Origin of the sequence: Psychromarinibacter sediminicola (assembly GCF_029168335.1) — a bacterium.
GTDB lineage: Bacteria > Pseudomonadota > Alphaproteobacteria > Rhodobacterales > Rhodobacteraceae > Psychromarinibacter > Psychromarinibacter sediminicola.
In genome coordinates, this window is sequence record NZ_JARGYC010000112.1 from 1 (window position 1) to 8,845 (window position 8,845).

Annotated in this window: 9 protein-coding genes; 4 read left to right on the forward strand and 5 right to left on the reverse strand. The window is 68.7% G+C overall.

Translation table 11 applies throughout. From position 1 onward, the window contains the following. Positions 1-114 precede the first annotated feature (114 nt). Positions 115-1,071: a putative zinc-binding metallopeptidase gene (locus P1J78_RS23120; RefSeq protein WP_275569747.1), complete on the reverse strand. Its 957-nt coding sequence runs from the start codon at positions 1,069-1,071 to the stop codon at positions 115-117. 148 nt (positions 1,072-1,219) lie between these two features. Further along, positions 1,220-2,143 (reverse strand): LysR family transcriptional regulator, encoded by a 924-nt coding sequence (locus P1J78_RS23125; RefSeq protein ID WP_275569748.1) that lies wholly within the window; start codon positions 2,141-2,143, stop codon positions 1,220-1,222. A 96-nt stretch (positions 2,144-2,239) separates the two neighbouring features. Between P1J78_RS23125 and metF the strand changes: the two genes are divergently transcribed. The 3 genes from metF (at position 2,240) to P1J78_RS23140 (ending at position 5,058) form a co-directional block, all read left to right on the forward strand. Beyond that, positions 2,240-3,106, forward strand: a complete 867-nt coding sequence (metF, locus tag P1J78_RS23130; protein WP_275569749.1) for a methylenetetrahydrofolate reductase [NAD(P)H] — start codon at positions 2,240-2,242, stop codon at positions 3,104-3,106. A gap of 79 nt (positions 3,107-3,185) precedes the next feature. Beyond that, the gene (locus tag P1J78_RS23135) at positions 3,186-3,671 is read left to right on the forward strand and encodes a PaaI family thioesterase (protein ID WP_275569755.1); all 486 of its coding nucleotides are present in this window, start codon (positions 3,186-3,188) and stop codon (positions 3,669-3,671) included. Between the two features lie 196 nt (positions 3,672-3,867). After that, positions 3,868-5,058, forward strand: coding sequence for a DegT/DnrJ/EryC1/StrS family aminotransferase (locus P1J78_RS23140; RefSeq protein WP_275569750.1), 1,191 nt, complete (start codon positions 3,868-3,870; stop codon positions 5,056-5,058). A 52-nt stretch (positions 5,059-5,110) separates the two neighbouring features. On the opposite strand, the gene P1J78_RS23145 is transcribed toward P1J78_RS23140, so the two are convergent. Continuing rightward, positions 5,111-6,100: a LysR family transcriptional regulator gene (locus P1J78_RS23145; protein WP_275569751.1), complete on the reverse strand. Its 990-nt coding sequence runs from the start codon at positions 6,098-6,100 to the stop codon at positions 5,111-5,113. A gap of 98 nt (positions 6,101-6,198) precedes the next feature. Between P1J78_RS23145 and P1J78_RS23150 the strand changes: the two genes are divergently transcribed. Next, positions 6,199-6,585: a GFA family protein gene (locus P1J78_RS23150; protein ID WP_275569752.1), complete on the forward strand. Its 387-nt coding sequence runs from the start codon at positions 6,199-6,201 to the stop codon at positions 6,583-6,585. Between the two features lie 57 nt (positions 6,586-6,642). Here P1J78_RS23150 and P1J78_RS23155 read toward each other — a convergent pair whose 3' ends face one another. After that, positions 6,643-7,533, reverse strand: coding sequence for an NAD(P)-dependent oxidoreductase (locus P1J78_RS23155; protein WP_275569753.1), 891 nt, complete (start codon positions 7,531-7,533; stop codon positions 6,643-6,645). Then, positions 7,530-8,480 (reverse strand): VOC family protein, encoded by a 951-nt coding sequence (locus P1J78_RS23160; protein WP_275569754.1) that lies wholly within the window; start codon positions 8,478-8,480, stop codon positions 7,530-7,532. The genes P1J78_RS23155 and P1J78_RS23160 overlap by 4 nt, the downstream gene beginning before the upstream one ends. Positions 8,481-8,845: the final 365 nt, after the last annotated feature.

The window sequence follows — 8,845 nt, forward strand, 5'->3', positions numbered from 1 at the left end:
CGCTGCCCCCAGTATCTGCCCCAGGGTCAGTGAATCAGTCCCTCGGCCGAATGGGAATCCCCAATCGATTCATGTCGGTGGGCAAACGCTCTAGAAGGCCATTCCGGCGGCGGTTCAGGCGCGGCGCAGCTGCGCATGGGCAAAGCCGATCTTGTCGCGCACGCCGCGGGTCAGCACGAACGGGTAGAGGTCCGGCAGGTCGAGGCCGCGATTGACATGGGTGACCGCGATGGCCAGGTCGACGGCGCGCGAGATCAGCGCGTCGGTGTCGGGCTCGGCATAGGCGTCGTAGCCGGGCGGCGGCCCGTCGGGCAGCGCGAGACCGGCCGCGGCGGCGCAATCCAGCAGGTCCGTCAGGTGCAGCAGATGCGCGATGGTCTCGGCCCAGTCCTCGTGCGGATGCGCCGTGGCATAGCTCGTGACGTGCCAGGCGCCCGCCGGCTTCGGCGCCGCGTAATGCGCCTGCAACGCGGCGGCGTAATCCGCCCGCTCGTCGCCGAACAGGGCGCGGAACCCCGACAGGAACGCCGCGTCCACGCTCAGCCGCAGGAACAGAAAATGCGCGATCTCGTGGCGGATATGGCCGACCATGGTGCGGTAGATCTCGCCCAGACCTTCCTGCCGCGCCGCCCGCGTCGCCTCGTGCGCTTCGGAGACGTTGAGCGTGATCTCGCCGCCGGCATGGCCCATGACGACATCGTGGTCCCCCGCCGCCGTCCGTTCGCTGAGCAGCCGGAAGGACGGCCGCGGCCCCGGATCCGACACGACGAACCAGCCCCAGCGGGCGAGACAGGCGAGCACCCATCGCTTGGCCAGCTCGGTCTTCTCCCAGAGCGGCCGGTTCTCGGGCGCGCGCAGGTCCGGCACGATCCGGGTCATCCTGCAGGACCGGCACCAGCCCTCCGTTTCGGCCAGCCAGTTACAGCCGATCTCGTCGCGATTGGCACAGACCGGCCCCTCCGCGCGCATCGCCTGCGCGTCGGGATCGAACCGGACCGCCTGGCCGCAGCCACAGGCCGCGTTATGGAAATAGACCCGCGCCGCACAAGCCGGGCACCGGAATATCTGCATGCCTGTCTCTCACTCCCCGCCGACGTGCAGGAAAAACTCCGGCCGACCCGTCCGGTCCCCCTGCTTCTTCTCGTTCAAAATACGCCGGGGGTTTGGGGGCGGAGCCCCCAACGCGCACGAAGTGCCAGAAATCTTGCGCCGCAGGCGCTCACCCTGGCAACGGCTCCGCCTGGCGCTGCAGCTTGAGCGGCTCGGTCCGGGCGAGCTTCAGCAGATGCGACATGAACGGCCGCGCGGTGTCCTCGCTGCGCGTGGCGGCGAAAAGACGCCGGGTCAGGCCGGTCTCGGTCAGCGGGCGGGTGACGTAGTCGGAGTTGTAGCGCACCTCGCGCACGACCCAGTCGGGCAGCACCGCGACGCCCCGGTTCGACGCCACCAGCAGCAGAATCACCGCCGTCAGCTCCACCGGCCGGACGGCGCGGGGCTCGACCTTGGCCGGCGTCAGCAGCTGGCTGAAGATGTCCAGGCGCGAGCGCTCCACCGGGTAGGTGATCAGCGTCTCGCCGCGGAAATCCTCGGGCTCGATGAAGCTTTTCTGCGCCAGCGGGTGCTGCGAGGAGGCGACGAAGACCGGCTCGTAGTCGAACAGCGGCGTGAAATCGACATCCGGCAGCTCCTCGGGGTCGGAGGAGACGACGAGATCCACCTCCTCGCGCTTCAGCGCCGGCAGCGCGTCGAAGGCCAGGCCCGGGCGGATGTCGACATCGACATCCGGCCAGGCGCGGCGGAACTGCTCCAGCACCGGGAACAGCCATTCGAAACAGGCGTGGCATTCGATGGCGATGTGCAGCCGGCCGGACTTGCCAGATTGCAGGCTCTGGAACTCGTCCTCCAGCGCCTCGATCTCGGGCAGGATGCGCTCGGCCAGGCGCAAGAGCTTCATGCCGGCCGCCGACAGGCGCAACGGCTTGGTGCGACGCACGAACAGCTCCACGCCCGCCTGGTCCTCCAGCCCCTTGACCTGGTGCGACAGGGCGGATTGCGTGATGTTCATGATCTCCGCCGCGCGCGCGAGACCGCCGGCCTCGTGGATCGCCTTGATCGTGCGGAGATGGCGGAATTCGAGGTGCATTCGCAGTCCCGTTCATAACCTTCTTGAGGATTATGAATTTGTCTCACATGTGGCCGGGGCGTACAAGAACGCTAAGCCACGAAACGGGATTCTGTCATGACCACGCCTCGCCTTTCCTTCGAATTCTTCCCGCCGAAGTCGCTCGAAGCGTCCTTTCGGCTCTGGGACACCGTGCGCACGCTGGCGCCGCTGGACCCGAATTTCGTCTCGGTGACCTACGGCGCGGGCGGCACCACGCGCGACCTGACGCATGACGCCGTCAAGACGATCCATACCCATTACGGGCTGAACGTCGCCGCGCACCTGACCTGCGTCGACGCCACCCGCGAAGAGACGATGGAGATCGTCGAGCGCTATGCCGAGGCCGGCGTGACCGAGATCGTGGCGCTGCGCGGCGACCCGCCGAAGGGCCAGGGCAAGTTCACCCCGACCGAGGGCGGCTTTGCCGACAGCTGCGAGCTGATCGAGGCGCTGGCCCAGACCGGCAAGTTCAACATCCGCGTCGGCGCCTATCCCGACCCGCATCCCGATTCCGGCTATGACGGGGCCGACATCGACTGGCTGAAGCGCAAGATCGACGCCGGCGCGACCTCGGCGATCACGCAGTTCTTCTTCGAGGCCGAGAACTTCTTCCGGTTCCGCGACAAGTGCGAGAAGGCGGGCATCGAGGCGCCGATCATCCCGGGCGTGCTGCCGGTGGAGAACTGGAAGGGCGTCAAGAAATTCGCCGACAGCTGCGGCGCCTACGTGCCGCCGCACGTGATCGAGGCGTTCGAGAAGGCCCAGCGCGACGACCGGCACGACCTGCTGGCGACGGCGATGGCCACCGAGCTCTGCAGCGAGCTGATCGACGGCGGGGCCGAGGATCTGCACTTCTACACGCTCAACAAGCCGCATCTGACGCGCGAGGTCTGCCATGCGCTGGGTATCCAGCCGCAGGTCGCGCTGCGCGACGTGGCGTAAAACGATCGGGGGCGTTGCCCCGGCTGCATAACACCGACTAGGCTCCGGCGCGTATCGCGCTGGAGCCTTTTTCATGTCGATGTATGTCGCCGAGACCCCCGACCAGCTGGCCAGCTTCGAGGAGCTGACCTCGATGTCGGGGCTGGACTTCATGCTGGGCATGTTCGAGGGGCGCATCGCCGGCCCGCCGATCGCCGAGGCCATGAATTACTGGCTGGAGGCGGTCGAGGAGGGCCGCGTCGTGTTCCGCGGCGCGCCGCAATTTCGCGATTCGAACCCGATGGGGTCGGTGCATGGCGGCTGGTACGGCACCCTTCTCGACAGCTGCATGGCCTGTGCCGTGATGACCCGGGTGCCGAAGGGCTGGGTCTATACCACCCTGGAATACAAGGTGAATATCGTCCGGCCGATCCCGCTCGAGACGGAGATCCTGGCCGAGGGCGTGGTCCAGCACGCGGGCCGGTCGACGGGGATCGCGCGCGGCGAGATCGTGGGGGCCGAGGACGGGCGCGTCTATGCGACCGGCTCGACCACCTGCATCATCCTGAAACCCGGCGCCCGGTAGCACCCCGCCACAGGGCGCCCCGCGCGCCCCGACCCGATACCACATGTTGGGGTGTTCCGCCCCCTGCCCCCGGTATGTCTGTGGCCGCCCGATGACAGAGGCCGGCGAATTCGTGCCATTCCGAACGGAAAGGGCTTTCCATGGCCGCCGCTTCTTTATAGGGTTCCCGAAGAGAGTTTTCGGAAAAGGTGAAACCATGGCGCTTGCCCCGAATGTCTACGACGCCGAGCCCATTCCCGAGACCGCCCGCGCCGAGATCGAGCGGCTGCTGTCGAGCGGGGACCTGTTCCGCTACACCTCCTCCGGCGACAGCCCCGTGGCCCTGCTGGAGCGCGAATTCGCCGAGATGATCGGCGCGAAATACGCGCTCGCGGTGGCCTCCTGCTCGGCGGCGCTGTTTCTGTCGCTGAAGGCGCTGGACCTGCCGCGCGGGGCGAAGGTGCTGATCCCGGCCTTCACCTTCGGCGCCGTCCCCTCCTCCATCGTGCATGCCGACTGCGTGCCGGTGCTCTGCGAGGTCCGCGACAACTTCCGCATCGACATCGCCGATTTCGAGGCGAAGCTCGACGGCGTGGACGCGGTGATGATCTCGCATATGCGCGGGCACACCTCGGACATGGACGCGATCATGGCGCTGGCCGACGCGCGCGGGCTGCCGGTGATCGAGGATGCGGCGCATTCGCTGGGCACCACCTGGCACGGCAGGACGATCGGCACGCTGGGCCGCATCGGCTGTTTCTCGTTCCAGTCCTACAAGCTGTTGAACGCGGGCGAAGGCGGCATCCTGATCACCGACGACCCGGACATCATCGCGCGCGCCGTCATCATGTCGGGCGCCTACGAGCATTTCTGGAAGAAGCACCCGGTCGTGCAGGAACGCTTCGCCCACTGGCAGAACAAGCTGCCGCTCTACAACACGCGGCTGAACAACCTGTCGGCCGCGCTGGTGCGGGCGCAGCTGGCCGAAATTCCGCGCCGGGTGCGCGACGGTCGGCGCAACCACGATTATGTCGCCCGCATCCTGAACGGCTCGGACTGGCTGTCGGTGCCCGACAAGCTCGGCCCCGAGGAGCGCGCGCCGGATTCGATCCAGTTCAACCTGGTGGGCCTGGACGACGCCGAGGCGAAGGCGTTCCAGGACGCCGCCGCCGCGCGCGGCGTGAAGGTGCAGATCTTCGGGATGTCCACCGACAACGCGCGCGCCTTCTGGAACTGGCAGTTTCTGGGCGACGTGCCGGAGCTGCCGCAGACGCGGGCGATGCTGATGCGGGCCTGCGATTGCCGCCTGCCCGCGCGGCTGACCCGGTCCGACTGCGACCTCGTCGCCGGCGCGCTGGTCGGCGCGGCCGAGGACGTGAAGGGCGTGGCACTGGCCTACGGGACCTGAGCCGGTCTTTCGCGACAGTTCGGGGGCGGCGCGCGGCGCCGCCTTTTTCCCGTCAGACCGCCGCGGGCGCCGTGCCCCGCTCCACCCGAAGCGCGCCGTCGAGCCACGGCATCCGTTCCAGCGCCGGCGCCACCACGTACTCCGCCAGCATCTCGCGCAGGCGCTCCGCCGTGCGCGCCGGGATGTCCTCCATCACGCCGCGCCGGGCGGTCAGCGAGATGCGCCGCGAGAACGGCGCGAAGGGCAGCGGCAGCACGTCGGCCTGCTCGCGGAACCGCGCGGCGTGCATGAAGCCCAGGGGCGTCAGGATCGTCCAGCCCTCGCCCGCCGCCACCATCGCCATGATCGCGTGATAGCTGTCCAGCTCGAACCGGTGCGACAGGCGCAGGTTCTGCTGCGCGAGGTGCGAGGCGATGACACGGCCCATATGGTGCCGCTCGGTGTAAAGGATCAGCGGCATCTGCCGCAGCACGGCCATCAGGTCGGCGCCTTCCTCGACCGAATCCTTGGGCACCGCGGCGACGAAGGGTTCGGTTAGCACCGGGTGCATCTCCATCCAGGCGGCCTCGGCCCCCATCTCGGAGGCCACGATCATGTCGAGCGCGCGGGTCTCCAGCTTGTCGAACAGCCGGTGCGAGGCGCCGGTTTCCAAGAGGAACTGGCAGCCCGTCATCTCCTGCGCCAACGCGCGCAGCAGGCGCGGCGTGACCTCGGCGTCGAAATCCTCGATCACGCCCAGCCGCAGGCGGGTCAGCATCGCCGGGTCGCGGCGGGCCAGCTCGGCGCGGGCGCGGGCGGCCTCGTTCAGGATCGTCTGGGCGCGGCGCAAGAACAGCGTGCCGGCCGGCGTCAGGCTCATCGGCCGCTCGTTGCGGTTCAACAGCGACGTGCCGAGTCCGGTTTCCAGATTCGTGAGCTGCTGCGAGACCGAGGACGCGCTGGCGCCGAGCCGCTGGGCGGCGGCCGAGATCGACGCTTCCTCGGCGGTGGCGACGAAGACCTCGATATGCCAGAGGGTGATGCGTCCTGCGGTCTCGGTCATGCGCGGCGTCCCGGTTCGCGTTGGCCGCGACGCTAAGGCCATTGCGGCGCCGGTGCAACGCGCACATTCTGCGGCCGCGACACAAGCGGGAGATCGCGATGCTGGACGGCCAGGGACGCTGCCTGTGCGGGCAGGTGCGCTACAAGTTCGACCCCGAGGCGGTGCTGTGGCAGGGGCATTGCCATTGCGAAAGCTGCCGGCGGGCCTGCTCGGCGCCGTTCACCACGTTCTTCGGCGTGCGCGCCTCGGCCTGGCGGTGGTTCGGCAAGGCGCCCTCGGTCTATCGCAGCTCGCCCGGCGTCGAGCGGTTCTTCTGCGGCCGCTGCGGCAGCCAGATGGCCTATCGCAGCGACCGGGCGCCGGGCGAGATCCACGGCTATGCGGCTTCGCTGGACCGGCCCGAGTTGGCGACGCCCGAGCGGCACGAGTTCGCGGCCGAGATGCTGCCCTGGGTGCATCTGGCGGACGATCTGCCGCGGGAGTAGCGCTCGCAGGCCCGAATGGATATCACGAATCGAACATCCAACCGACAATTTTGCGGTTTATTTGTGGATACTCTTTACAAATTCCGGCAATACGCTCTCGGCCACGGCCACGGCGCCCGTTTCCCGGGGCGCCTCCGGCGGGATCACGTCGACCTGCGACAGGCGCCGCTGCCAGCGCACCGTGGCCTCGGTCATCGAGGCGGGCAGCCCGAGGTCGGACAGCGTCTTCACCACCTCCTCCATCTCCGCCGCCCGGCGGCCGCCATGGACCAGCGCGCGCTCCATGTTATAGGCGATCTGCGCCGACCAGTCGGTGCCGGGATAGTTGTTGGCGAGCGACGGAATGACCTCGTCCGCCACGCCGGCGGCGACGGCGGCAAGGGCGCATTCGGCGGACAGCGCCTCGATTCCCTTGATCATCACCGAGCGGATCATCTTGATCGAGGAGGCGCGACCCACCTCGCCCTCGACCACCCGCAGCGACATCGGCAACGCCTCCAGCACCGGCGCGATCTCGGCGGCATGGGGACCGGAGATCAGCAGCGGCACCATGTTCAGCCTGGGATGGACCGGCGACATCACCGCCACGTCGACATAACGGCCCCCCGCCGCCTCGATCACCTCGGCGGCCTCGCGCTTGGACGACGGCGCGCAGGAGTTCAGGTCGCACCACCAGGCACCGCGCGCCAGGTGCGGCGCGGCGGCGCGGGCGGCGGCGACGGCCTGATCCGCCGTGACGGTGCAGAAGACGAGCTCCGCCCGCCCCACCGCCCCAGCGGGCCGCTCGGCCCCCTCGATGCCCAGCCGCTCGTAGCGCGCCCACATCGGGCCGGCGGTCGTGGAGGCGTCGGTCTTGATGTCATAGGCGCGGATGCCCGGATGCGCGCCGTCCCAGCCGGCGACGAGCGCGCCGCCCGCCTCGCCCATCCCGATGAATGCGATCCTCATGCGCCCGTCCCCGGAACCGGCGGCGTGCCGTGGGTGTGGAAGGTCTCGATCGTCTTCAGCCCCCAGGCCTGGCCCTTCTTGCGGTCGGCCTCGGTCCAGACCACGGGCTCCCAGTCGGGGTCGAGGATCAGGCGGGCGCCAGCATTGGCGATCTCCACCCGGTTGCCCGCGGGCTCCCAGACATAGAGGAAGAAGGTGTTCTGGATCGCGTGCTTGTGCGGCCCGGTCTCGATATGCACGCCGTTCTCCAGGAAGATGTCGGCGGCGCGCAGGATGTCCTCGCGCTGGTCGGCGGCGTAGGTGACATGGTGCAGCCGGCCGCGGCCGCCGCCGTGCTCCTCGGTGCAGGCGAGGTCGTAGCCCTTGTTGTTGACGGTGAACCAGCAGCCGCCGAGCCGGCCGTTGTCGAGTTGGATCAGCTCGGTCACGCGAGACCCGAGGCAGGTCTCCATGAAGCGGCGGAACTCGGTGACGTCCTGCGCCAGCAGGTTGAGGTGGTCGAGCCGCCGGGGACAGGCGCCGGTGGCGTGGAAGCGGCTGGCGTTGTTCTTCAGGGCGGGGCGGTCGGCCTCGCCGTGGCGGTACTTCTCGGTCTCCCAGTAGATCTCGAAGAGATGGCCGAACGGATCCTCGAAGCGGAAGGCGGGGCCGTGGCCCTGGTCGCCGTCCACCCAGCCGTGGGCGACGAAGTCGGAGGCCTCGATGGCGGCGACGCGGCGGTCGAGCGCCTCGGCGCTGGCGGCGCGATAGCCGATATGGCCGACGCCGGTGGTCTCGGCGGCGGTGAGCTTGAGCGTGTGAAACTCGTAATCGTCCCAGGCGCGGAGATAGGCGCTGGTGGCGTCGCGGCCGGAGACGGTCAGGCCGTAGACGCGGGTGAAGAAGTCGAGCGTGGCGTCGAAGCGGTCGGTCAGCATTTCGACGTGGCCGAGATGCGCGATGTCCATGCGATGTCCCCTCAATCGGTGCGCTCATGTTTGCCCGAAGGGAGGACAACCCGCAATCTCTGGCGGGGCGTGACGGGGGCGTGACGGGGGCTTGACGGGGGGTGTCCAAGGTTGGACACCATGCCAAGTGCCTGATGTTATTGCTGTTACCGCTAACTGGGATCGGCGGCGGCCATACTACACGACACGACCTTCTCGGCCTTGCCGGATAGCGGCCCCGGTCGAGCGGAACGCCGTGCAGCGCCGACCCGCCGGGGCGCGGTCGAGCCTTACGATGCCGGAGACATAAGCAAGTATGCCGGACATCTGGCACCGTCCTCGCCGGAAGCGCCGCCCCGATAGACAGGGCGGGGCGGCGCTGCACG

Bases quoted from the DNA above. Each gene is read 5' to 3' on its own strand.
- P1J78_RS23140 (WP_275569750.1), top strand. From the start codon at position 3,868: ATGGCGCTTGCCCCGAATGTCTACGACGCCGAGCCCATTCCCGAGACC.
- P1J78_RS23160 (WP_275569754.1), bottom strand. From the start codon at position 8,480: ATGGACATCGCGCATCTCGGCCACGTCGAAATGCTGACCGACCGCTTC.
- P1J78_RS23125 (WP_275569748.1), bottom strand. From the start codon at position 2,143: ATGCACCTCGAATTCCGCCATCTCCGCACGATCAAGGCGATCCACGAG.
- P1J78_RS23155 (WP_275569753.1), bottom strand. From the start codon at position 7,533: ATGAGGATCGCATTCATCGGGATGGGCGAGGCGGGCGGCGCGCTCGTC.
- P1J78_RS23145 (WP_275569751.1), bottom strand. From the start codon at position 6,100: ATGACCGAGACCGCAGGACGCATCACCCTCTGGCATATCGAGGTCTTC.
- P1J78_RS23150 (WP_275569752.1), top strand. From the start codon at position 6,199: ATGCTGGACGGCCAGGGACGCTGCCTGTGCGGGCAGGTGCGCTACAAG.
- P1J78_RS23120 (WP_275569747.1), bottom strand. From the start codon at position 1,071: ATGCAGATATTCCGGTGCCCGGCTTGTGCGGCGCGGGTCTATTTCCAT.
- metF (WP_275569749.1), top strand. From the start codon at position 2,240: ATGACCACGCCTCGCCTTTCCTTCGAATTCTTCCCGCCGAAGTCGCTC.
- P1J78_RS23135 (WP_275569755.1), top strand. From the start codon at position 3,186: ATGTATGTCGCCGAGACCCCCGACCAGCTGGCCAGCTTCGAGGAGCTG.